The organism is Nocardia sp. NPDC050793, from assembly GCF_040654065.1.
In the GTDB taxonomy this organism is placed as follows: domain Bacteria; phylum Actinomycetota; class Actinomycetes; order Mycobacteriales; family Mycobacteriaceae; genus Nocardia.
The window spans coordinates 334,880-356,870 of record NZ_JBFAHG010000005.1; the positions used below are offsets into that span (position 1 = coordinate 334,880).

At 69.0% G+C, this 21,991-nt stretch carries 25 protein-coding genes; 14 read left to right on the top strand and 11 right to left on the bottom strand.

Annotated elements, in window-relative coordinates:
* Nucleotides 1-3: 3 nt before the first annotated feature.
* The 4 genes from AB0H50_RS19610 to AB0H50_RS19625 all read right to left on the bottom strand — a co-directional run bounded on the left by AB0H50_RS19610 (nucleotide 4) and on the right by AB0H50_RS19625 (nucleotide 3,536).
* Nucleotides 4-744: a 16S rRNA (uracil(1498)-N(3))-methyltransferase gene (locus tag AB0H50_RS19610; RefSeq protein ID WP_357454304.1), complete on the bottom strand. Its 741-nt coding sequence runs from the start codon at nucleotides 742-744 to the stop codon at nucleotides 4-6.
* Nucleotides 745-748: 4 nt separating this feature from the next.
* Complete coding sequence (gene dnaJ / locus AB0H50_RS19615) at nucleotides 749-1,903, bottom strand: molecular chaperone DnaJ (RefSeq protein ID WP_357454307.1); 1,155 nt, start codon at nucleotides 1,901-1,903, stop codon at nucleotides 749-751.
* Between the two features lie 140 nt (nucleotides 1,904-2,043).
* Nucleotides 2,044-3,075: a heat-inducible transcriptional repressor HrcA gene (gene hrcA, locus AB0H50_RS19620; RefSeq protein ID WP_357454310.1), complete on the bottom strand. Its 1,032-nt coding sequence runs from the start codon at nucleotides 3,073-3,075 to the stop codon at nucleotides 2,044-2,046.
* A gap of 245 nt (nucleotides 3,076-3,320) precedes the next feature.
* The gene (locus tag AB0H50_RS19625) at nucleotides 3,321-3,536 is read right to left on the bottom strand and encodes a hypothetical protein (protein WP_357454313.1); all 216 of its coding nucleotides are present in this window, start codon (nucleotides 3,534-3,536) and stop codon (nucleotides 3,321-3,323) included.
* A 143-nt stretch (nucleotides 3,537-3,679) separates the two neighbouring features.
* On the opposite strand from AB0H50_RS19625, the gene AB0H50_RS19630 reads away from it, so the two are divergent.
* A complete protein-coding gene (locus tag AB0H50_RS19630) occupies nucleotides 3,680-4,435 on the top strand; it encodes an NAD(P)H-binding protein (protein ID WP_357454316.1) in 756 nt (251 codons plus the stop codon).
* Between the two features lie 30 nt (nucleotides 4,436-4,465).
* Here the strand turns inward: AB0H50_RS19630 and hemW are convergent, their stop codons facing one another.
* Nucleotides 4,466-5,626 carry a radical SAM family heme chaperone HemW gene (hemW, locus tag AB0H50_RS19635; protein ID WP_357455318.1) on the bottom strand — a complete coding sequence of 387 codons (1,161 nt, stop codon included), beginning with the start codon at nucleotides 5,624-5,626 and terminating at the stop codon, nucleotides 4,466-4,468.
* 301 nt (nucleotides 5,627-5,927) lie between these two features.
* Between hemW and AB0H50_RS19640 the strand changes: the two genes are divergently transcribed.
* Nucleotides 5,928-6,701 (top strand): SDR family oxidoreductase, encoded by a 774-nt coding sequence (locus AB0H50_RS19640; protein ID WP_357454319.1) that lies wholly within the window; start codon nucleotides 5,928-5,930, stop codon nucleotides 6,699-6,701.
* Between the two features lie 172 nt (nucleotides 6,702-6,873).
* Here the strand turns inward: AB0H50_RS19640 and AB0H50_RS19645 are convergent, their stop codons facing one another.
* A complete protein-coding gene (locus AB0H50_RS19645) occupies nucleotides 6,874-7,281 on the bottom strand; it encodes an SgcJ/EcaC family oxidoreductase (RefSeq protein ID WP_357454322.1) in 408 nt (135 codons plus the stop codon).
* 214 nt (nucleotides 7,282-7,495) lie between these two features.
* On the opposite strand from AB0H50_RS19645, the gene AB0H50_RS19650 reads away from it, so the two are divergent.
* From AB0H50_RS19650 to AB0H50_RS19690, 9 genes are all read left to right on the top strand, one after another.
* Nucleotides 7,496-7,588: an Ms4527A family Cys-rich leader peptide gene (locus AB0H50_RS19650; RefSeq protein WP_355000761.1), complete on the top strand. Its 93-nt coding sequence runs from the start codon at nucleotides 7,496-7,498 to the stop codon at nucleotides 7,586-7,588.
* Nucleotides 7,589-7,715: 127 nt separating this feature from the next.
* The gene (locus AB0H50_RS19655; RefSeq protein ID WP_357454325.1) at nucleotides 7,716-9,512 is read left to right on the top strand and encodes a nitrite/sulfite reductase; all 1,797 of its coding nucleotides are present in this window, start codon (nucleotides 7,716-7,718) and stop codon (nucleotides 9,510-9,512) included.
* 34 nt (nucleotides 9,513-9,546) lie between these two features.
* Nucleotides 9,547-10,266 carry a phosphoadenylyl-sulfate reductase gene (locus tag AB0H50_RS19660; protein ID WP_357454328.1) on the top strand — a complete coding sequence of 240 codons (720 nt, stop codon included), beginning with the start codon at nucleotides 9,547-9,549 and terminating at the stop codon, nucleotides 10,264-10,266.
* A complete protein-coding gene (cysD, locus tag AB0H50_RS19665; protein WP_179830894.1) occupies nucleotides 10,245-11,192 on the top strand; it encodes a sulfate adenylyltransferase subunit CysD in 948 nt (315 codons plus the stop codon). The genes AB0H50_RS19660 and cysD overlap by 22 nt, the downstream gene beginning before the upstream one ends.
* 1 nt (nucleotide 11,193) lies before the next feature.
* On the top strand, nucleotides 11,194-12,489 hold the full coding sequence (locus AB0H50_RS19670; RefSeq protein ID WP_357454332.1) for a GTP-binding protein: 1,296 nt from the start codon (nucleotides 11,194-11,196) through the stop codon (nucleotides 12,487-12,489).
* A gap of 1 nt (nucleotide 12,490) precedes the next feature.
* Nucleotides 12,491-13,300, top strand: a complete 810-nt coding sequence (locus tag AB0H50_RS19675) for a sirohydrochlorin chelatase (RefSeq protein WP_357454335.1) — start codon at nucleotides 12,491-12,493, stop codon at nucleotides 13,298-13,300.
* A 225-nt stretch (nucleotides 13,301-13,525) separates the two neighbouring features.
* The gene (locus tag AB0H50_RS19680; RefSeq protein WP_357454338.1) at nucleotides 13,526-13,864 is read left to right on the top strand and encodes a helix-turn-helix transcriptional regulator; all 339 of its coding nucleotides are present in this window, start codon (nucleotides 13,526-13,528) and stop codon (nucleotides 13,862-13,864) included.
* A complete protein-coding gene (locus AB0H50_RS19685) occupies nucleotides 13,861-14,691 on the top strand; it encodes an ImmA/IrrE family metallo-endopeptidase (protein ID WP_357454341.1) in 831 nt (276 codons plus the stop codon). The genes AB0H50_RS19680 and AB0H50_RS19685 overlap by 4 nt, the downstream gene beginning before the upstream one ends.
* Nucleotides 14,688-15,332 carry a hypothetical protein gene (locus AB0H50_RS19690; protein WP_357454344.1) on the top strand — a complete coding sequence of 215 codons (645 nt, stop codon included), beginning with the start codon at nucleotides 14,688-14,690 and terminating at the stop codon, nucleotides 15,330-15,332. Before AB0H50_RS19685 ends, AB0H50_RS19690 begins: the two co-directional genes overlap by 4 nt.
* A gap of 218 nt (nucleotides 15,333-15,550) precedes the next feature.
* Here AB0H50_RS19690 and AB0H50_RS19695 read toward each other — a convergent pair whose 3' ends face one another.
* Nucleotides 15,551-16,150 carry a TetR/AcrR family transcriptional regulator gene (locus AB0H50_RS19695; protein WP_357454347.1) on the bottom strand — a complete coding sequence of 200 codons (600 nt, stop codon included), beginning with the start codon at nucleotides 16,148-16,150 and terminating at the stop codon, nucleotides 15,551-15,553.
* Between the two features lie 102 nt (nucleotides 16,151-16,252).
* Between AB0H50_RS19695 and AB0H50_RS19700 the strand changes: the two genes are divergently transcribed.
* Together AB0H50_RS19700 and AB0H50_RS19705 are read left to right on the top strand one after the other, a co-directional pair.
* Nucleotides 16,253-17,674, top strand: coding sequence for an MFS transporter (locus AB0H50_RS19700; RefSeq protein ID WP_357454349.1), 1,422 nt, complete (start codon nucleotides 16,253-16,255; stop codon nucleotides 17,672-17,674).
* An 8-nt stretch (nucleotides 17,675-17,682) separates the two neighbouring features.
* Complete coding sequence (locus AB0H50_RS19705) at nucleotides 17,683-18,375, top strand: SGNH/GDSL hydrolase family protein (protein ID WP_357454352.1); 693 nt, start codon at nucleotides 17,683-17,685, stop codon at nucleotides 18,373-18,375.
* A gap of 91 nt (nucleotides 18,376-18,466) precedes the next feature.
* On the opposite strand, the gene AB0H50_RS19710 is transcribed toward AB0H50_RS19705, so the two are convergent.
* From AB0H50_RS19710 to AB0H50_RS19720, 3 genes are all read right to left on the bottom strand, one after another.
* Nucleotides 18,467-18,592, bottom strand: coding sequence for a hypothetical protein (locus tag AB0H50_RS19710; protein WP_357454355.1), 126 nt, complete (start codon nucleotides 18,590-18,592; stop codon nucleotides 18,467-18,469).
* A 124-nt stretch (nucleotides 18,593-18,716) separates the two neighbouring features.
* Complete coding sequence (locus tag AB0H50_RS19715; protein ID WP_357454358.1) at nucleotides 18,717-19,400, bottom strand: MspA family porin; 684 nt, start codon at nucleotides 19,398-19,400, stop codon at nucleotides 18,717-18,719.
* 310 nt (nucleotides 19,401-19,710) lie between these two features.
* Nucleotides 19,711-20,658 (bottom strand): WYL domain-containing protein, encoded by a 948-nt coding sequence (locus AB0H50_RS19720; protein WP_357454361.1) that lies wholly within the window; start codon nucleotides 20,656-20,658, stop codon nucleotides 19,711-19,713.
* Between the two features lie 96 nt (nucleotides 20,659-20,754).
* Between AB0H50_RS19720 and AB0H50_RS19725 the strand changes: the two genes are divergently transcribed.
* Entirely contained in the window at nucleotides 20,755-21,168 is a 414-nt protein-coding gene (locus tag AB0H50_RS19725; protein WP_357454364.1) for a VOC family protein, read from the top strand.
* A 1-nt stretch (nucleotide 21,169) separates the two neighbouring features.
* On the opposite strand, the gene AB0H50_RS19730 is transcribed toward AB0H50_RS19725, so the two are convergent.
* Nucleotides 21,170-21,970: an HAD hydrolase family protein gene (locus tag AB0H50_RS19730; protein ID WP_357454367.1), complete on the bottom strand. Its 801-nt coding sequence runs from the start codon at nucleotides 21,968-21,970 to the stop codon at nucleotides 21,170-21,172.
* Nucleotides 21,971-21,991: the final 21 nt, after the last annotated feature.

Consider the following 21,991-nt stretch of genomic DNA (forward strand, 5'->3'; position numbering starts at 1 on the left):
CGCTCACCAGCGCGGGGTCAACGCGCCCAACGCACCGAGCGCGACCGCGGCCGCCGTGGAGGTGCGCAGCACGGTCGGCCCGAGCAGCACGACGTCCGCTCCGGCCGCGGCAACTTCGGTGAGCTCGCCCTCGTCCAGTCCGCCTTCGGGGCCCACGATCAGCACCACCTCCGGCGCCTCCGCGAACGGCAGCTCGGTGAAACGACCGCGGCCGGATTCGTGTAGCGCGGCCACGATCGCGCCCTCGGCCTTGGCCTTTCGGATCAGCTCGAGCAGGTCGCGGGTGCGGTGCAGGTCGGCGACCTCGGGGATGTAGGCGCGCCGCGATTGGCGGGCGGCAGAGCGCGCCGCGGCCCGCCACTTGTCGACGGCCTTGGCGGCCTTACCCTCCCAGTTGGCGACGCAGCGCGCCGCCTGCCACGGCACGATCGTGTCCGCACCCGCCTCGGTCATCAGCTCGACGGCCAGCTCCGAACGGTCCGATTTCGGCAGCGCCTGCACCACGGTGACGCGCGGCGAAACCGGCTGCGCCACGGTCTTGTTCAGCACCCTCAGATCGAGCCGGTCGCGCTGGGCGGCGACGACTTCCGATTCGGCGAGCACACCGCGTCCGTCGGACAGGGTGATCGGCTCGCCGACCCGGATACGCCGCACGGTCGCGGCGTGCCGCCCCTCCGGGCCGTCGAGCACCGCGACCGCGCCGGGCTCGGGAATGTCGTCGAGGTAGAAGACCGTGGCGGCCAACGGCTCAGCGCCCGCTGAACGAGGCGCGCAACCGGGCGAACAGCCCGCTGTTGTGCTCGGACTGCGCCGACATCACCTCGGCGCGGTCGCGCTCGCGCATGCCCTTGTACTTGCGCAGCAGATCGGTCTGCTTGCCGTCCAGCTTGGTCGGCACCACGATGTCCAGGTGCGCGATCAGGTCGCCGCGCGCGCCGGAGCGCAGCTTCGGCATGCCGTGCCCGCGCAGCACCGACACCTCGTTGGGCTGGGTGCCCGGCGCGATGGTCAGTTCGGTCGGGCCGTCCAGGATCGTGTCGATGACGACGGTGGTGCCGAGCGCGGCGTCCACCATCGGGACCCGGATGGTGCAGTGCAGGTCGTCGCCGTCGCGGACGAATACGTCGTGCGGCTGCTCCACGATCTCCACGTACAGATCGCCCGCGTGACCGCCGCCGTGGCCGACCTCGCCCTGGGCGGCCAGCCGGACGCGCATGCCGTTGGCGACACCTGCCGGAATGGGCGCCGCGATCTCGCGACGGGCGCGAACCCGGCCGTCGCCGCCGCACTTGTGGCAGGGATCGGGGATGGTCTCGCCCGCGCCGCGGCAGGTCGGGCAGGGCCGCGAGGTGAGCACCTGGCCGAGGAACGACCGCTGCACGGACTGGACTTCGCCTGCGCCGCCGCAGGTTTCGCAGCGCACCGGCTTGGAGTTGCCGTTGGTGCCTGCACCGTGGCAGCTGTCGCAGAGGATGGCGGTGTCGACGGTCAGGTGTTTGGTGACGCCGACCGCGCATTCGGCGAGGCTGAGGCGGGTGCGCAGCAGCGAGTCGGCGCCCGGCTGTACCCGGCCGCGCGGCTTGCGCTGACCGCCGCCCGCGCCGCTCATGCCGCCGAAGAACGCCTCGAACACGTCGCCGAGACCGCCGAAGCCCGCGCCGGAGAAGCCTGCGCCGCCCCCGCCGGACTCGAGCGGGTCACCGCCCATGTCGACGATCCGGCGCTTCTCCGGATCGGAGAGCACCTCGTAGGCCGCCGACACGTCCTTGAACTTGGCCTGGGCGGCCTCGTCGGGGTTGACGTCCGGGTGGAGTTCGCGCGCCAGCTTGCGGTAGGCGCGCTTGATCTCCTGGTCGGTCGCGTTCTTCGCGACGCCGAGCAGTCCGTAGTAGTCCCGTGCCACTTGAGTTCTCTAGTCCTTGGTCGCTGTGACTCGCCTGTGCCGCTCCAACCGAATGCCGACCTCGTCGACATTAGTCGGATGCACTCAACTTTATCCGGCCAGAGGTTCGAGGGTAGCAGCGCCGTGGGCACGGTTCGGCGTCAGCGCTCGGCCAGCACCTCGCCGATATAGCGCGCTACGGCCGCGACCGAGGCGATGGTGCCCGGGTAATCCATCCGGGTGGGGCCGAGCACGCCCATGCCGCCGAGCACCGCGCCCTCGACGCCGTACCCCGTCGACACCACCGACGTGCCGCGCATCTGCTCGACCTGAGTCTCCTCGCCGATGCGCACGGTCACCGTGCCAGGATGCTGGGCGGCGGCAAGCAGCTTGAGCACGATCACCTGCTCCTCCAGCGCCTCCAGCACCTGACGCAGCGAACCCGGCAGGCCGAAATCGGCCGCGTTGCGGGTGAGGTTCGCGGTGCCGCCGAGCACCAACCGCTCCTCGGGGTGTTCGACCAGGGTCTCCACCAGCACCGTGGACACCCGGATCAGCACGTCGCGCAGCTGGCGCGGGGCGCGCTCGGGGAGTTCGGCGACCGCGGCCGAGGCGGAGGCCAGGCGCTTGCCGTCCATCGCGCCGCCGAGCATCGCGCGCAGCGCGGCCAAGTCCTCGTCGTCGATCACCGCGCCTAGTTCCACGAGACGCTGATCGACCCGGCCGGTGTCGGTGATGACCACGAGCAACAGGCGCGCCGGATTCAACGCGACCACCTCGATGTGGCGCACCGTCGACGCCGAGACGGTCGGGTACTGCACTACCGCGACCTGCCTGGTCAGCTGGGCCAGCAGCCGCACGCCGCGGCGCAGCACGTCGTCGAGATCGACGCCGGATTCCAGGAACTCCATGATCGCGCGCCTTTCGGCGGGCGAGAGCGGCTTGACCTCGGAGATCCGGTCGACGAACTGCCGGTAGCCCTTGTCGGTGGGGATGCGGCCGGAACTGGTGTGCGGCTGGGCGATGTAGCCCTCGGCCTCCAGCACCGCCATGTCGTTGCGGACCGTCGCGCTGGAAACGCCCAGATTGTGGCGCTCCACCAGGGTTTTCGACCCGATGGGCTCCTTGGTGGCGACATAGTCCGCGACGATCGCGCGCAGGACCTCGAAGCGCCGATCCTCGGTGCTCGACATCGGCCCCACCTCCTCGCTTTCTCGATACGCCGCGGGCCCGCCGACGCATGCGGGGAGCGCGCGAAACACCGCGGCCTCCCGGTCGTCTGAGTATCCAGTTTAGTTGCCGACCCGCCAATTGCCCGGCCCCGCGTAGCGCGTGACCGGGCGATCGTGGCATTGTCGGCGACGAGATCGCGAACCGCAATTGGGGAGGGGACGGCTGTGCACGACCGGGTTATGCCGCTGTTCGTGTGGGCTGACTCTCAGCGACTGTCGAAACCCTTGGCGTGCTTGCCTGCTTGCGCGTCGAGGCCGAGCATGGCGAGCAGGGATTGGCAGTCGGCGGCGTCGTGGGCGTAGCCGGCGACCGTCCGGGCCGCGATCGCGCTCTTGCGTGCGTTTTCCGCCTTCTCGGCAGCTCTTGCCTCAGCGAATTCGCCAGGGCTCGGAACGAGATCGATGGGTCGGTCCTGGGGCATGGGACTCCTCCGTGTCGAGCCGGAGCCTACGCGGGTTCCCTCGCCTGCGATAGAGCTCACACCAGGACGTTCGTGGACACTTGTCACACCTCGGGCCGCCGCGTCGTCCTCCGGACGTAGGTATCGACTCGAAGGAGTACCGAATGCGAATCGCAGTGGTGGGCGCCAGCGGACGGATCGGCCGCGAAGTGATCGACGTGCTGAAGAACCAGGGCCACGAGATCGTGGCGATCACCCGGGCCTCGGGTGTCGACGTCTACACCGGTGCGGGATTGGCGGACGCGCTGGCCGGGGTGGACGTCGTGGTGGACGCGGTCAACGCGGCAACCACCGACACCGCCGCGGTGACGGACTATTTCGGCACCATCGCGCGCACCGTGCAGCGGGAAGCGGCCGCGGCGGGCGTGCGGCGCATCGCGGTCGTCTCGATCATCGGCATCGATCCGTTCACCGCGGGGCACTACGCGGGCAAGCTGGCGCACGAGGCGGGCTACCGCGAAGGCCCGGTGCCGGTGCGGGTGCTGCGGGCGGCCCAATTCCACGAGTTCACCGAGATGATGCTCGAATGGACGACCCGCGACGACACGGCCTACGTCCCGAAATTCCGCACCCAGCTCGTCGCCGCCCGCACCACCGCCGAAGAACTCGCGGCACTCGCCCTCGCCGACAACGCGGCCGACATGGTCGAGATCGCGGGCCCGGAGGAGCTGAACCTCGCCGCCGCCGTGGCGAAACTCGCTGCGCGCCGGGGTACTCCGGCACGGGTCGAGGAGATCGTCGACAACACGGACCCGAACCAGGAACTCCAAGCCGCTGGCGCACTGTTGCCCGGACCCGACGCGATCCTGGCGGGGCCGACCTTCGACGAATGGCTGAACCTGAAGTACCCCGCGCGGTAGTCGCCGCGAAAGTAGTTGCGGCCGTGCGGATCAGTCGAGCAGGCGGCGTACCACACCGTCGGCGAGGAGGCGGCCGCGGTCGGTGAGGACGAGGTGGTCGTGGGCGCGAATTGCCAAGCCGTCGGCGATGATTCGGTCCACGGACGGGGTGGCGGTGGGGGCGAGGTCGGTGAGGGGGAGGCCGGTGCGCAGGCGGACGGTCAGCATGACGCGTTCGAGGTAACGCTCGTCGTCGGTGAGCGATTCCCAGCCCGCGGCGGGCAGACCGCCGCGGGCGACGCGCTCGGCGTACCGCGCGGGATGTTTGACGTTCCACCAGCGCACCCCGCCGAGGTGGCTGTGCGCGCCGGGGCCCGCACCGAGCCAGTCGCCGCCGTCCCAATAGCCGAGGTTGTGCCTGCACCGGGCGGAATCGTTTGCCGCCCAATTGGATACCTCGTACCAGGTGAGCCCGGCGGCGGCGAGGCGGGTGTCGATGCGTTCGTAGCGGGCGGCGAGCACGTCGTCGTCGGGGGCGGGCAGTTCGCCGCGACGCACCTTGCGCGCCAACGCGGTTCCGTCCTCGACGATGAGCGAATACGCGGAGACGTGGTCAACGCCTGCGTCGAGCACGGCGTCCAGGCTGGCGTCGAGATCGGTGTCGCGCTCGCCCGGCGTGCCGTAGATCAGATCCAGGTTCACGTGCTCGAATCCCGCGGCCCGCGCTTCGCGGGCGGCGGCGACCGCGCGACCGGGCGTGTGGGTGCGGTCGAGCACCGCGAGCACGTGCCGGGCGGCCGACTGCATACCGAGCGAGACGCGGGTGTACCCCGCCGCCCTGATGCGGTCGAAGAACTCCGGCGAGGTGGATTCCGGATTCGACTCGGTGGTCACCTCGGCATCCGGCGCGAGGGCGAACGCCGACCGGACGGCGTCGAGCACGTCGGCGAGACCGTCCCCGCCGAGCAGCGACGGCGTGCCGCCGCCGACGAAGACGGTCGAGACCTCGGGCGTGGCCGACGGCAGACCGGCGAAGCGATCGGCGGCCGCGGCCAGTTCACCGCGCAACGCCGCGAGCCACGACTGCGGCGACGCCGAACTGCCGAGCTCGCCGGCGGTGTAGGTGTTGAAGTCGCAGTACCCGCAGCGCGTCGCGCAGAAGGGCACGTGCACGTACACGCCGAACGGCCCGCCGCCGAAGTCGCGCAGCACGGGCGCGTCGGCGTCGGTCTCCGAGAGGGGTACGGCGGAACTCACCTGTCCAGTGTGCCCGCCGAACCGCAACTCCCTCCGCCCGGGGACCACGCCGACACCGGTGGTGTGCCAACCGTCACCTCTATTCGCGAACCTGTGCCCCGACTCGGGCCGCTATCGAGGTCGGGATCGGTACCCGCGCGGTAACCGACTGACAAAAAAGTGCGGTCTTCCCAGCTCAGCGCTGGTGACCGAAGATCATCTCGGTTACCAGAAGTAACCGAGATGCTCATCAGGAACCAACGGGAAGGTGTCGGCAATGCACGAAGACAAGAAGGCAGTGGTCACGGGCGGCACGCACGGAATGGGCTTGGCGATCGCCGAGGCCCTGCTCGACCGGGGCGCGGAAGTAGTGCTGACCGGCCGCAATCGGCAGACGATCGAGCAGGCGCGCGAGCGGCTGGCCGGAAGGAACGCGCACGTGGTCGCCTCCGACGCGGCCGACATGGACGCGATCGAGGCACTCGGCGGCCTGGTCGAGGAGCGGCTCGGCCGCGTCGACGCGCTGTTCGTCAATCACGGGACCGCCGAGTTCCAGACCCTCGAAGAGGCCACCGAGGAATCGTTCGACCGGCAGTTCGCCATCAACACCAAAGGCGCGTTCTTCACCGTCCGCAAACTGGCCCCGCTCCTCGCCGATGGCGGGTCGATCGTCTTCACCACGGTGGCCAACGACGTGATCTTCCCCGGCCTCAGCGCGTACTCCGGCTCGAAGGAGGCGCTGCGCGCGATCTCCCAGGTGCTGGCCGCCGAACTGCTGCCGCGCCGGATCCGCGTCAACGCCGTGGCGCCGGGCTTCATCGAGACACCGACGATGGGCGTGGTCGGGCTGACCGCCGAACAGCGCGCCGATTTCCTGCGGCAAGGTGAGCGGAGCACGCCCCTGCGCCGCAACGGGACCGTCGAAGAAGTCGCGAAGGCGGCCCTCTTCCTCGCCTTCGACGCCACTTTCACCACCGGCATCGAATTGCCGGTCGACGGCGGCTGGGGACAGGGGCTCGGCGGCGCACACCAGGACGAGCAGGCCGCCTGACCAACTGGAACCGAAAGACGTTGCGGCACTGCGGATCCGAGGACGGGCGCGAGCCCCGAACCGGAGCCGCTGCCGCCTCGGACCTCGACGACGTCGCGGCGGTCGCCGAGCCGGACTGCACTGACGACCGACGACCGGGCCCAACCCGCCCGCGGCCGCGAGTGCGCAACATTCAGTCCGCGAGGATCGGCGTGTTCTGATTCGCCGTGAGCAGCCAGCGGCCGTCCTCCTTGGCCATCACGTACATCGGAGTGCCCTCGCTCGCCAGAACGCCCTCGTTGGTGAAGTACCGCTGGCGGACCTTGACCGCGGCCACGTCGGGACGGATGAACAGCACGTGCTCGAGCTCGTAGGTCGCCTTGCCGTGGATGGTCGCGCCGGGCAGCACGGCGGCGGTGAACTCGGCGATGGCGTCGCGGCCGAACAGGCGCTTGCCGTGGCCCGTGGTCCAGATGGCGTCGGCGCGGAACAGCGCGACGAATTCGTCGACGAGTTCGTGCTGCTGGACGTGCTCGACGGTGGCGACGATCTGGCGGATAGCGTCTACTTCGACTTCGGTGTCGACGGGTGCGGTACTCATGAGGAAGATACTCACACCTCGAGCGAACTCGAGGTCAACGGGCGGTGCCGCGGTTCACAACGGACACTTCGGGCGAATCACCGGCCCCGTTCGCGCCGGGAAATATGACGACCATCACAAATAGACCTCGCGGTCCAGGGAATTTCCCCCTATTTCGCGGGAAATACCGGCATGACGGTCGGAACGCCCGTTCTGACATGGCACAATGGGCCGCATGCGCGCATCGGGAGTACGACTTGTGGCACGTCGCCACGTCGACTACAAGCGCGTCTGTAGCGCCTGCTGTCTGCCCGGTTCTCACCGGTAGCTCAGCGGCGCCTTTCTTCCGGGTCTCCCGGCGACTCCCATCGCATCGGTCCGCTGACACCGCGGGCGTGAGCCAGCCCCTCACGCCCTCAGCACGGATGTACCACCCACCCAGCAGGAGCGACCTCATGACGTCGAGCACCGACGCCGGTCCCAGCGATCAGCCGACACCCAGGCAGGCGCGTCCCGAACGCCCGGCCACCGAGCGCCGCGTGCGGCCGGACCGCCCGCGGCCCGAGGCTTCGACGGCCCCGCGCGCCCGCACCGGCAAGCCGGTGCGGCGCAAGTCCGAGGGCCAGTGGGCGCTCGGCTACCGGGAACCGCTCAACCCGAACGAGCAGAGCAAGAAGGACGACAACCCGCTCAACGTCCGCGCCCGCATCGAGAACATCTACGCGCGGGGCGGATTCGACAGCATCGACAAGGCCGACCTGCGCGGCCGGTTCCGCTGGTGGGGCCTCTACACCCAGCGCGAGCAGGGCTACGACGGCACCTTCACCGGCGACGAGAACATCGATCTGCTCGAGGCCAAGTACTTCATGATGCGGGTGCGCTGCGACGGCGGCGCGCTGAACGTCGCGCAGCTGCGCACGCTCGGTCAGATCTCCACCGAGTTCGGCCGCGACACCGCGGACCTGTCCGACCGCGAGAACGTCCAGTACCACTGGATCGAGATCGAGAACGTGCCGGAGATCTGGCGGCGGCTCGAGGAGGTCGGCCTGCAGACCACCGAGGCGTGCGGCGACTGCCCCCGCGTGGTGCTCGGCTCGCCGCTGGCCGGTGAATCGCTGGACGAGGTCATCGACACCACCCCGGCGATCGAGGAGATCGTGCGCCGCTACATCGGCGACAAGCGGTACTCGAACCTGCCGCGCAAGTTCAAGACCGCGATCTCGGGTCAGCAGGACGTGGTGCACGAGATCAACGACGTCGCGTTCATCGGCGTGGAGCACCCCGAGCATGGGCCCGGCCTGGACCTGTGGGTCGGCGGCGGTCTGTCCACCAACCCGATGCTCGCGCAGCGCGTCGGCGCCTGGGTTCCGCTGGACGAGGTACCCGACGTGTGGGAGGCCGTGGTCTCCCTCTACCGCGACTACGGCTACCGCCGCCTGCGCACCAAGGCGCGGCTGAAGTTCCTGATCAAGGACTGGGGCATCGAGAAGTTCCGCGAGGTGCTCGAGGAGAAGTACCTGAAGCGCAAGCTGATCGACGGTCCCGCGCCGGAGCAGCCCGCCAAGCCGATCGACCACGTCGGCGTGCAGCGGCTCCGCAACGGCCTCAATGCGGTCGGCTTCTCCCCCATCGCCGGTCGCGTCTCGGGCACCATCCTGACCCAGGTGGCCGACGCGGTCGAGAAGATCGGCGCCGACCGTATCCGCTTCACCCCGTACCAGAAGCTGATCGTGCTCGACGTCGCCGACGACAAGGTCGAGCAGCTGATCGCCGAACTGGAACCGCTCGGGCTGCAGGCCCGCCCGTCCATCTGGCGGCGAAACCTGCTGGCCTGCAGCGGCATCGAGTTCTGCAAGCTCTCCTTCGTCGAGACACGCAAGCGCTCCCAGGTACTCGCGCCGGAGCTCGAGCAGCGGCTCGCCGACGTCAACGCCCAGCTGGACGTGCCGATCACGGTGAACATCAACGGCTGCCCGAACTCGTGCGGCCGGTCCCAGATCGCCGACATCGGCTTCAAGGGCCAGCTGGTGGACGACGGCGAGGGGAATCAAGTCGAGGGCTTCCAGGTTCACCTCGGTGGCAGCCTCGGACTCGACAGCGGCTTCGGCCGAAAGCTGCGCCAGCACAAGGTGACCAGCGCCGAACTCGGCGACTACATCGAGCGCGTGGTGCGCAACTTCGTCAAGAACCGGAACGCGGACGAGCGGTTCGCCCAGTGGGCGGTCCGCGCCGACGAGGCCGACCTGCGATGAGCACGATCGTGACTCGGCTGACGGGAGATCAACTGTGACAACGAAACTCGCGAACAAGCTCGCCGAAGACGAGCTGCGGGCGATCGCCGAACGCGGCGCGGCCGAACTCGGCCCCGACGCCTCGGCGCTCGACCTGCTGCGCTGGACCGAGGAGACCTTCGGCTCCGGGTACATCGTCGCCTCCAACATGCAGGACGGCGTGCTGGTCCACCTCGCGGCGCAGGTCCGCTCCGGTGTCGACGTGCTGTTCCTGGACACGGGCTATCACTTCGCCGAGACCATCGGCACCCGGGACGCGGTCGAGGCCGTGTACGGGGTCAACGTGATCGACGTCCGCCCGGAGCACACCGTTGCCGAGCAGGACGAACTGCTCGGCAAGGACCTGTTCGCGCGCGACGCGGGCGAGTGCTGCCGCCTGCGCAAGGTGGTGCCGCTGAAGAAGTCGCTGACGGGCTACAACGCCTGGGTCACCGGCATCCGCCGGGTGGAGGCCCCCACCCGCGCCAACGCGCCGCTGATCTCCTACGACGAAGCCTTCGGCCTGGTGAAGATCAATCCGATCGCACCGTGGTCCGACGACGAGATGCATGCCTACATCGAACAGCACGGCATCCTCGTCAATCCCCTGGTGGAGGAGGGATATCCGTCCATCGGCTGCGCTCCGTGCACACGGAAGCCGGAGCCGGGATCCGATCCGCGAAGCGGCCGATGGGCCGGCCTCGCCAAGACCGAATGCGGGTTGCATCAATCATGACCGAGACCATCAGTGAACGCTCCCTAGGCATCTCCGACTTCGACACCCTCGCGGCGCTCGAGTCGGAGGCCATCCACATCTTCCGCGAGGTAGCGGGCGAGTTCGAGCGGCCGGTGATCCTGTTCTCCGGCGGCAAGGACTCCACCGTGCTGCTGCACTTGGCGCTCAAGGCCTTCTGGCCCGCGCCGCTGCCCTTCGCGCTGCTGCACGTGGACACCGGCCACAACCTGCCCGAGGTGCTGGAGTTCCGCGACAAAGTGGTCGAGAAGTACGGGCTGCGCTTGCATGTCGCCAGCGTCGAGGACTACCTGGCCGACGGCAGGCTCACCGAGCGCCCGGACGGCATCCGCAACCCGCTGCAGACCGTGCCGCTGCTGGACGCCATCTCCGAGAACCGCTTCGACGCGGTGTTCGGCGGCGGCCGCCGCGACGAGGAGCGCTCCCGCGCCAAGGAGCGAATCTTCTCGCTGCGCAACGCCTTCGGCCAGTGGGACCCGAAGCGGCAGCGCCCCGAGCTGTGGAACCTGTACAACGGGCGGCACGCGCCGGGCGAGCACGTGCGGGTGTTCCCGCTGAGCAACTGGACCGAGCTCGACATCTGGCGCTACATCGCCAGGGAGAACGTCGAACTCGCGACCATCTACTACGCGCACGAGCGCCCGGTGTACCAGCGCGACGGCATGTGGATGACGCCGGGCGTGTGGGGCGGCCCGCGCGAGGGCGAGGTGCTGGAGACCCGTTCGGTGCGCTACCGCACCGTCGGCGACGGATCGACCACCGGCGCCATCATTTCCGACGCGGCCGACAACGAGGCGATCCTCGCCGAGGTGGCCGCGTCTCGACTGACCGAACGTGGTGCGACCCGTGGCGACGACCGGGTTTCCGAGGCCGCGATGGAAGACCGCAAGCGAGAGGGTTATTTCTGATATGTCCGACCTATTGAGGCTGGCCACCGCCGGTTCTGTCGACGACGGTAAGTCCACCCTGGTCGGACGGCTGCTCTACGACACGAAGTCCGTGCTCGCCGACCAGATCGACGCCGTCACCCGCGCGTCGGTGGACAAGGGTCTGGCCACCCCGGATCTCTCACTGCTCGTGGACGGGCTGCGCGCGGAGCGGGAGCAGGGCATCACCATCGATGTCGCCTACCGTTACTTCGCAACGCCCAAGCGGTCTTTCGTGCTCGCGGACACCCCCGGGCACGTGCAGTACACCCGCAACACCGTTTCCGGCGCGTCCACCGCGCAGCTGGTGATCCTGCTGGTCGACGCGCGCAAGGGCGTCATCGAGCAGACCCGCAGGCACGCGGCGGTGCTCGCGCTGCTCGGCGTGCCGAAGCTGGTGCTCGCGGTGAACAAGATCGACCTCGTCGACGACGCCGCGAGCGTGTTCGCCGAGATCTCCGCCGAGTTCAACAAGCTCACCAGCACCCTGGGCTGGACGGCCGAGGACGTGCTGGAGATCCCGGTCTCGGCGCTGCACGGCGACAACATCGCCAGCCGCTCCGAGAACACCCCGTACTACGACGGGCCGTCGCTCATCGAGCACCTGGAGTCGGTGCCGGTCGACGCCGACAACTCCGGCGCGCACTCGCTGGGTCTGCGCTTCCCGGTGCAGTACGTGATCCGCCCGCGCACCGCCGAATACCCGGACTACCGCGGCTACGCGGGTCAGATCGCGGCCGGTTCGGTGGCGCCAGGTGACGAGATCGTGGTGCTGCCCTCGGGCGTGCGCACGACCGTGGAGCGCATCGACACCCCGGACGGCGAGCTCGCCGTCGCGCAGGCCGGGCGCAGCGTGACGCTGATCCTGGCCGACGAGGTCGACATCTCCCGCGGCGACATCATCGCCGCCGTCGCCGACGCGCCGGAACCGATCGACAGCTTCGACGCGACGGTCTGCTGGCTGGGCGACAAGCCGCTGCGCCCCGGCGCGCGGCTGCTGCTCAAGCACGGCACCCGCACCACCCAGGCCATCGTCGGCGCGCTCATCGAGCGATTCGACGAGCAGCGGCTCGCCGCTGACCCGAACCCGGAAGCGTTGGAGCTCAACGACATCGGGCGCATCTCGGTGCGCGTCGCCGAGCCGATCGCGGCCGACGACTACCGGGCGAACCGGCAGACCGGCAGCTTCCTGCTGATCGATCCCGCGGGCGGAAACACGCTCGGCGCGGGCCTGGTCGGCGATGTGCTGACCGCGGTCGAGGTCGGCACCGAGGCCTGAGATGACCGACGTGTTCGCCCCGCGCGGCATCGGCGCGCAGCCGGTGCCGCCGCGCGGCGACCGTCGATTCACCGCACCCGCGCTGATCGCGGTCGCGCACGGCAGCCGCGATCCGCGGTCGGCGGCCACCATGTCGGCGGTGGTCGCCGAGATCGCCGCCGCAAGGCCCGATCTCGACGTCCGCCTCGCCTTCCTCGATCTGAGCGCGCCCTCGGTCGAGCAAGTGGTGGAAGCCATTGCGGGGCAAGGTCATACGCATGCCATCGTGGCGCCCCTCTTGCTGGGCAGCGCCTTTCACGCCCGCGTCGACCTGCCGGGGCTGCTGGACGCATGCCGCGCCCGGCACCCGCGCCTGCGGCTCACGCAAGCGGACGTGCTCGGCCCCGATCCGCGCCTGATCGACGCGCTGCGGGACCGCGTGCTCGACGCCATCGGGACTTCCACGACCCTCCCTGCGGACCGTGTCGGCGTCGCGGTGGCCGCGGTCGGCTCGTCGTCTTCCGCGGCGAACGCCCGCACCGCCGCGGTGGCGCGCCGCTTGGCCGCGATCACCGGCTGGCACACCGAGATCTGCTTCGCCACCACGGAACCCACGGTGCACGAAGCGGTTTCCCGCCTGCGCGCACGCGGCGTCGATCGCGTCCTCGTCGCGCCGTGGTTCCTCGCCCCCGGCCTGCTCACCGACCGATTGGCTGCCGCGGCCCCGAACCTCACGCACGCCGGCGTCCTCGGCGTGCATCGCGCCATGGCCGAGATCGTCTGGGATCGCTACGCCGCCGCGCGGGCGACCGCCCTACCGCTGTCCGCCTGAGTTCACGGCACTGCCACACGACTCGCACGCGTATTACCGATGCGCGGAATGTCAGACACCGGTGCGCAGAAGGTGCTCGCCGGGCACGCTCGGGCGGGCCGTTGTCGGCTTGCTCAGTGGCCACCGCCGCTCAGCCGACCCAATGACCAGCAGGAATATTGCCGCATCCTCCGAGTTTCCCTATACTGAATCACATCGAAGAAACTTGATTCAGGAGGTCAGCTCGTGCCTGCGACGTCGATCGGTCAGCGAATCGAGCGAGCGCTCGCCGCCGCGAAACTCAGTCAACGCGAGCTGGCCGCCGAGACGGGAATTTCGCAGTCGACATTGTCGCGCACCATTTCCGGCGAGCGAGTGGCCAAGATGAACGAACTGGTCGCGATCGCCCACGCCACCGGTGTCACGCTGGCCGCACTCACCGGAACCTCCCGGGTGCCCGGGCAGGTGCAGTGCGCCGCACGTTCGGCGAACGGTGCCTCGATGGACTCGATGTACGAGCAGATGCTGCACTTCCTCGAGCTCGATGCCTATCTCGATGACCAGGCCATCGCGGCGGTCGTATGAGCGCGGAATCCGAAGGCCGGGAGGCCGCAGAGCGCTTCCGAAAGCAACATCGCCTCGGCGTCCAACCCCTTGGGGATCTGGTCACCTTGATCGAACAGACCGTCGGCGCCGATGTCGCGGTACTCGACACCGACGTCGATCAGCATGGCGTGACGATGCGCCGGGGGGATATGGGACGGGTGTACATCGCTGTGGCCCGAACTACGCGGCCGATGCGGCAGCGGAGCACGCTCGCGCACGAACTGGCGCATGTCGTCTTCGATGACTGGTCCAGTGAACCCGAGGTCGACTCGACCAGCCCGACGGAGAGCCGGGCGAATTCGTTCGCCCGCCATCTGCTGCTCCCGCTGCAAGGAGTGAGTGATCTGGTGGCGGAAGGTGGACGAGGCGGCGAGCTCGTGATGCTGTCGACGGTGGTTCAACGGTTCCTTGTCTCGCCACAGATCGCCGCGATTGCCTTGGCGCAAATCGGATTCATCGATGAGGTCACCAAGAGGCAGTTCATGTCCGAGACCACACCCCGGCTGGCTGCGCGGTTCGGCTGGTCGGATCAGTACCAGGCGATGCAGCTCGAATCGAATCGCCGGAGGGCACCTCAGCGCCTGCTGGCCCGAGCGATCTCCGGCTGGCTGCAGAACGCCGTTTCGATCCAGACAATTGCGCTGCTTAGAGGTCTCGATCCAGCCACTGTCGAGAAGGAGCTGACCGAGGCCGGTCTCGCACCTGCCGAACTCACTCCAGCCTGGAACGACCCGGCCGACCTACCCGAGGCCGGCATCGACCTCGCAGAACTCGACTTCGACTTGGGCGACGGCGGCACGGAATGAGCGCCGAGCCGGTGCTCGACGCCGGGCCCGCGCTGAACTTCCTGGCCGCCAACCAACAACGACTGTTGATCAGCGTGCTTGGAAAGATAAGCACACCCGAGACCGTCGAAAGCGAAGTGCTGCGAAAGTCGAGGACCAATCCCAGGTTCAAGGGCGTCGGATTGACGTGGTCCAAACTGACACCCAAATGGATCGAAATCCTCTGCGATGACGTGACCGATGAGCTGAGTGCGGTGTGCCAACGCGTCGGTGAAACGGGCTTGACCGACCGTAAGAAGCGGGCGAAGGACCTCGGCGAGCTGCTGGTCGTCGCGCATGCGGTTGTTGCGGCCGAACAAGGCCTCGACGTCACCGTGGTCATCGACGACCAGTCCGGCGCGACGATGGCGACTTCTGAAGCGCAGCGTCTCAATCGGTTTCGCGAACAGGGGAAGCCATTCGGCCGGATTGTTCTCGTCAACACCGTAAGCATCCTGGCGCGGGCAGCCGGCGGTTCATACGTACCCAATCGAGCAGCGATGAAGACGATCTACGCCAAGCTGCGTGAGTACGACGACGGTCTGCCCCCGATCACACAGACCACACTGCTATCTCCGCAGCTGTGGCCCCGTGTCGGCGCGCAGACCCTCGGGTCGAACTGATGCGGTCCTGGCATGTCATCGACCGGCTGTCATGCTCGACCTGGGCCAATGCTCGCTCAAAATCCCCGCACCGGCGACAGCCGTCCGCTCGAGGCCCCATACAGGCGGTTCCGCCCGCCACCGCCCGAGTCACCGCCAGCATCGGAACCACGGGCATCACTGGCCAGCCGACATCCACTCGCTGCAGTTACGCCGAAATCGCACGCCCCGAGAGCTTTTCACGACAGTAGCCCGTCGACGATGCGCCGTGCCGTGTGCACCTTGGTCTCGTCGCCGAGTTGGCGCGCCGTGCTGACCGCACTGAGGAGCGCGTCCAATTCGAAGGCGAGGGCGTCCGCGTCCCGGCCGGCCAGGTCGCCCTGATCCTGGGCCTTGCGAATCTCTTTGGTCAGGAAGGCGAGCCAGTCCTCGCGGTCGGCGGCGATCGCGTCGTGCACCGGGCCCGGTCTGCTGTCGAATTCGACCAGGGTGGCGGTGCGGAAACAGCCGCCGGGAAAGACAGGCTCGGTGACGTGGGCGAACCAGCGATCGAGCAGTGCGCGCAGTCGCGGTAGACCGCGCGGCACGCCGAGGGTCGGCTCGATCACCTGCGCCACGAACACCTCCTTCGCCGCCTGCACCGCCGCGAGCTGGAGGGATTCCTTCGAACCGAAGAGCGTGGCGATCCCGCTCTTGCTGATCCCGAGGTCGGCGGCCAAGCGCCCGATGCTCACACCGTTCAGCCCTTCGACCGACGCCACATCGGCGGCGTGCCGGGCGATCGATGCCCGGGAGCGGGCGCCCTTGACCAGGCGCTGATCGGTTGTCGTCTCGGCCATGACCCCATTCTTCCACCGAGCGCTTGCAAATACGAACGGTCGGTCGTACTTTTATTGCACGAACGGTCGTACGTTTTGTTATCGCTTCCCGAAGGAATCTCCATGACCGAGGTGTCCGCACGGACCACCGCCAGTCCTCCCGCGATGAGCGCCACCGCCACGTTGCTGATCGCGTGCGGCGCGGCGTTCATCGCCTTCCTCGACCTCTCCGTGGTCAACATCGCCTTCCCGGCCATCTCCCGCGACTACTCCGACACCGCGGCAACCACGCTGACCTGGGTGGTCAGCGGTTACGCCGTCGCGTTCGCCGCCCTGCTCACCCCCGGCGGCCGGTTCGCCGACGCGCTCGGGCGACGCAGGCTGTTCCTCGTCGCGCTGGCCGGTTTCGCGCTCACCTCATTGCTGTGCGGGCTCGCGCCGAACGCGGCCTTGCTCATCGCGGGCCGGGTGCTGCAAGGCGCGACCGCCGCGCTCATGGTGCCCGCGGCGCTGGGCTTGGTGCTCAGCGTCACCCCGCGCGAAAAGATCGGCGCTGCCATCGGCGCCTGGTCGGCCTCGGGCGGATTCGCCGCGGTCGTCGGACCGGCGATCGGCGGCGGCCTGGTGGAGGCGTTCGGCTGGCGGTCGGTCTTCGTGATCAACGTGCCGGTCGCGCTCGCGCTCATCCTGCCCGCCTTGCGGATTCCGGTATCCGACCCGCGGCCCGTCGGCAACGCGCTACCGGACCCGCTGGGCACGGCGGCCGTCGCACTCGGGTTCGGCGCGGTAGTCGCCGGGGTCACCGAGGGGCAGCGGTGGGGCTGGACCTCGCCGGGAACCCTGGCCGCCCTCGGCGTCGGCGCCGCCCTGTTGGTCACGGCGCTGGTGCGTTCGGCGCGGCACCACAATCCGGCCATCGCGGTGGAGCTGTGGCAGAGCAGGCCGTACGCGCTGGCCAATGCCGCCTCGTTCGTCTTCGGCGCGGCGATGTTCGCCTGGCTGCTGTCCGGACCGCTGTTCCTGGACGCGATCTGGGGCTATTCGGTGCTCGGCTCGGCCGCCGCGCTCACCGTCGGCGCGGTGGTGTCGATGGTGACCGCCACGTTGGCGGGACGGGCGACTTCGCCCGTCGCTCGCCGCTGGATCGGGGTGCTCGGCGCGGTGATGTTCACCGCGACCCTCGCCTGGATGAGCACCGACGCGTTCGGGCCGACGCCCGCGCTGTGGTCGGCCTGGATCCCCGCCGGGGTGCTCGGCGGCGGCGGTGTCGGCATCGTGGTGACGGTGCTCGGCACGGCGGCCGCGAGTTCGCTTCCCCCGCAACAGTTCGCGGCGGGCATCGGGATGAACCTCACGGCGCGACAGGTCGGCGGCGCGCTGGGCGTCGCCGTGCTGGCCGCGGTGTTCGCCGCCCACCCCGGTGACGCGCTCGCCGGCTTCCACACCCTGTTCGCGGTCTGCGCGGGCATCGCCGCGGTGGCGGCCTGCCTGTGCGCCATACCGACGCGGCAGCTCGACCCGGCCGCGGCCACCGTCACCGACTAGGAGTCACCATGACGCACAACGACATTCACACCGAAGCCGACGACCCGATGCTGCTGGCGCCCGACGCGGCCCGCGAACTGCTGGCGGGCGCGCCGTGGCGGCGCTTCGCCGTGCTCGGCGATTCCATCGCCCGTGGCGTCGGCGACCCGAGCCCCGGATACGAGACGACCGGGTGGGCCGATCGCCTCGCCGCCCTGCTGACCTCGGTACGGCCTGGTCTGGCCTACCTCAACACCGGACGCGTCGGGGCGACGACCGCGCAGGTCCGTGACGAACAACTCCAGCGGGTGCTGGAGTTCGAGCCCGACCTGGTGCATGTGACCTGCGGCGGCAACGATCTGTTCCTGCCCGGCGGCGACGTCGACCAGGTGCGTACGAACCTCGACGGGCTGTTCGCCGCGGTGAGCCGCGGTGGCGCACAGGTCATGACATTCACGATGGCCGATGTCTGGGAGGTCGAGCGCATGGCGCCGATGCGGCCGATGCGCGACCGCATGGCGGTACTCAACGACATCATCCGGGACCTGGCCCACCGCTATGATGCGGTGCTTGTCGATTTCTGGGACCACCCGTTGCGGTTGCGGACGCAGGTCATGAGCGCCGATCTCATCCACTTCACGACCAGTGGCCACGCGGTGGTAGCCACGGAAGTGGTCCGGGCGCTGAGCGCACGAATCCTCGCCGACACTGCCGCCAACTGAACTTCGCGACCGAGAACAAACGGATTCGTCGCGATCCGCTCGAGCGGTAGGTCGCCGAGCCGACCGGGACGACCCGCTCCGGCTCGGCGGCCTACCGCACGATCGACGTGGACGCCTGCGCCGGGGCGGCGATTCCGACGAACGCCGCAGCGGCCGCCAACAGCAGCGCCCCCGCGATCAGTTTGCGACCTGCGTTCTCGAAGGTCCTCCAGATCATGGTGGTTCTCGCCTCTCACCGATCGTCGAATGTGCGTGCAGTACACGGCCACTCACCCTGTCCCCAAGGCGAACGGTCGGCCGGTCGTCGCCTTCGCCCCCGACGCACGATCGGGCGTCGCGGCTCAGAACACGAATTGCTGCCCATAACCCGTCGTCTGCACGATGCCGTTGGCGGCGTCGGCGCGGACGGTGATGAACGGCATCGCCGATGCCGGGGTGAGGCATCCGTTGATGTTCAGCGCGGTGTTGGAGTGCGCGAAGGTGAAGGGGAACGAGGAATCCTCGTCCAGGTTCGCCTCGGCGATCACGGCCGCTGTCACGCTGCCCGGGTTGATGGCCACGGTGATCTCCCCACCGATTTCGCTGAAGACGCCGAAGGTGACGTCTCCGCCGAGATCGATGCCGAACTCCCCGGCGAAATCGACGATGACCTCCTCGCCGACATTGATACCGAACGGAACATTCAGGCTCAGCCCGAGAAGTCCGGTGGTGACAGAGACGTTGCCGCCCGCGGCGGCCGCGATGCTGACGTCGATACCATCGGAGATGTCCACCGCGCAGCCGACCAGATATCCGGCGATGATCTTCCCCCTGCGCAGCGGCGAGGCTCCATCGAGGGAGGTCGAGAAGTTCCCGGACACCTTGGCCGAGTGGCCGAACGGGACCCCCAATACGAGATCACCGGTGGACTTGACAAAGTTGGCGTCCACTGACGCGACCAGGTGCATCCCGCCGGAGTCGACCTCCCCCGGCTCGGCGCGAGCCACGTTCTGAACACCGGCAGCGCCTGCGACGACTACCAACACTGCGGTGATCGCAGCCAGGACAGGTGAATGCTTGCGGTTCATAACGCTCCAGTCGAATCTGATCGAAACGGAACTTTCACAAACGAACTCGCACGCCGACCGTCGTCGCGGATACTCCTCGGCGGGTGCGGACGGGCATTCCAAATCTCGCTGTAGCCCAGCGCTGGTAACCGTACAGCAACGGCGAGTCGCCGAGGAAACCGGCGCGCGGTGGGTCGGGAAAGGGTATAGGTGGCGAGCTCGCGCGTCCGCGCCGAGACCGTGACAATTCAGGCGAACCGGCGAATCGTCTGCGCAGGATGGTTTTCGGTCACTCGGCGCTCCCGTACCGTCGCACCAGTTCCGCGCCAAGCCGCGCGAGTTCCTCGCACACCTCCGGCGGGCCGAGCACTTCGATTTCCGCGCCCCACCCCGCCAGCTGCTGGGCGATCATCCGCGGCGTCGGGGCGGTGATCCGAACCTGGACCCGGCCGTCGGCGACCGGGCCGTCCACCTCGCAGTGCCTGCCCTGCTGATCGCGCAGCACCGGGAGCAACGCGGGAGCGATCAGGGCGGTGGCCGATGTGGCCGCGCGGCGCCGCTCCATCGCGCCGACCACCTCGTCCCAGGCCGCCGACAAAGCGAAATCATCCGGCCGGCGAAAGGTTTCGTCGGTCAGCTGCGCATCGACGATCCGGTCCACCCGGAAGGTCCTGCTTCCCTTCTCGGTGCCCGCGATCAGATACCAGATGGCGTCCTTGTCGACCAATCCCCACGGGTCGGCCATCCGTGTCGTCCGGGCGCCCGCCCGCTCGTACGCCAGCCGAACCCGTCGCCGCTGCACGACCGCGCGCTGCAACAGATCCACCACGCCGGGCCGGTTGCGATCCCGCTGACCCCAGCGCGCCGGATCGATGATCACCGCGTCGGCGGCCGCCTCGGCGTCGGCGCGGAAGGTCTGCGGCAGCGCCCGAACCAGTTTGCGCAGCGCCGATTTCACCTCCGGGTTCGCGCTCGCGGACGCGCCGGCCAACAGGAACAGCGCCCTGGCCTCGGGTTCGGACAAACCGCTCAGATCCGTGCGCGCCCCGCCCACCAGCGACCAGCCGCCACCGCGGCCCTGCTGCGGATACACCGGAATGCCCGCCGCGGAGAGCGCCTCCAAATCGCGCCGCGCCGTCGCCACGGAGACTTCCAGTTCCGCGGCGACCTCCGCGGCGGTCACCCTGCCTCGGGCCTGCATCAGCAGCAATGTGGCCACCAGACGATCCGCTCGCATACCGGAAATTCTGCCGCATAAAGTGCTCAATTGGTGAGCACTTTATGCGCGAGGATGGTTCCACCAGCACGAACCGATCATCGAAGGAGCACCGACATGCTGCGCGGAATGGCCACCATCACCTACTACGCCGACGATCTCGAAGCCGCCAAGGACTGGTACGCCGGGTTCCTCGGCATCGCGCCCTACTACCACGTGCCGAACGGGTACTACGAGTTCCGCATCGGCGACTACCAGCACGAACTCGGCATCGTGAACCGCGCCTACGCACCGCGCGGCGCGCGCAACGAGCCGGGCGGGGGCGGCGTCCTGTTCTGGCACGTCGACGACCTAGCGGCCACCTTCCAGCGACTGCTCGATCTCGGCGCCACCGAGTACGAACCGATCACCCCGCGCGGCAACGGCGGAGGTTTCGTCACGGCCGCGGTGGTGGACCCGTTCGGCAATGTTCTCGGGATCATGTCCAACCCGCACTACCTGGAGGTCGTCGGCAAGACCGGCGGCGTGTAGTTCAGCGGCCGAACCAGCGCTCCAGCACCGTGGCGACACCGTCGGCGTCGACGTCGCCGGTCACCTCGTCGGCCAACCCGCGGACGTCGTCGGGCGCGTTGGCCATGGCCACCGAATATCCAGCCCAGCGCAACATTTCGCGGTCGTTGTAGCCGTCGCCGATGGCCAGGGTCGCGGCGCGGGAAATGCCGAGCGACAGGCGCAGACGTTCGAGCGCCCAGCCCTTGGACACCCCGCGGCGCGACACCGTCAGCCACGGACCGAATTCGCCGTGCACCCAGCTCGCGCCGGGCACGGTGAAGGTCCGCAACAGTGTGAGCATCTCGTCCAGCGACCCGTCCGGCCACCAGCCGTTGAGGCGTGGCGTCGGCTCGCTGCTCAGCGCACCGTGATCGACGAGAAGGTAATCGCCGATGGGGAATTCGCCGGGGCTGCCGCCCGTCGCCCAGGTGCCGACGCCGACCTTCTCCACCGCGAAGATCATCTCCGGGAACAGAGCGCGCAGCGCGGCGACGGCGGGCGCGGGGTCGAACGCCTGCACCGCCACGGGCACGCCCCTGGCCACGTCGATGTGCACCGCGCCGTTGGAACACAGCGCATGCCCCTCGACCAGCCCGAGCTCCGCGAGCACCGGACGCGTCGTCAGCAGCGTTCGCCCGGTCGTCACCACCACGTGCGCTCCGGCCGCTACGGCCGCCGCCACCGCGGCGGCGACCCGCGCACTGACCGGCGATCCCGTCTCGAGCAGCGTGCCGTCCACATCCAAAGCGATCAGCCGCGGCGCTCCCCCAAGCACTTTCACCAATCCATTGTGCCCCGCGGC